Origin of the sequence: Micrococcus sp. GbtcB5, assembly GCF_019091605.1 — a bacterium.
Taxonomy (GTDB): Bacteria; Actinomycetota; Actinomycetes; order Actinomycetales; family Micrococcaceae; genus Micrococcus; species Micrococcus luteus.
This window is the reverse complement of sequence record NZ_JAGXJK010000217.1, coordinates 1-265: the sequence shown is the minus strand read 5'-3', so window position 1 is coordinate 265 and position 265 is coordinate 1. Positions and strand designations below refer to the sequence as shown.

Annotated in this window: 1 protein-coding gene; it reads right to left on the bottom strand. The window is 59.6% G+C overall.

The window, feature by feature from the left end:
* Positions 1 to 73 precede the first annotated feature (73 nt).
* Positions 74 to 265, bottom strand: a 192-nt coding sequence (locus tag KVS67_RS12095) for an integrase core domain-containing protein (protein WP_217565459.1), incomplete at its 5' end; no start/stop codon positions are given.

The window sequence follows — 265 nt, the reverse complement described above, 5'->3', positions numbered from 1 at the left end:
ACGCGATCATCTACAGGGCCGCTGTGGTCCTGAATGCTGTGATCGCATGGTCAAAACGATTGTCAGACATGCCCTAGATGTAGGAGGGCATGACGTTGTTGACTCGGGCCGGTGCCAGTAAGGCCGGAGGAGCGTCTCCGCAGGAGGTATGAGGCCGATGATAGTTGTAGTGGTTCACCCACACCGCTAGGGCCTCACGCCGAGCTTGCTCTGAGGAGTACGGGCGGGCGTAGAGGACCTCGTCCACCATCAGCCGGTTGTACCG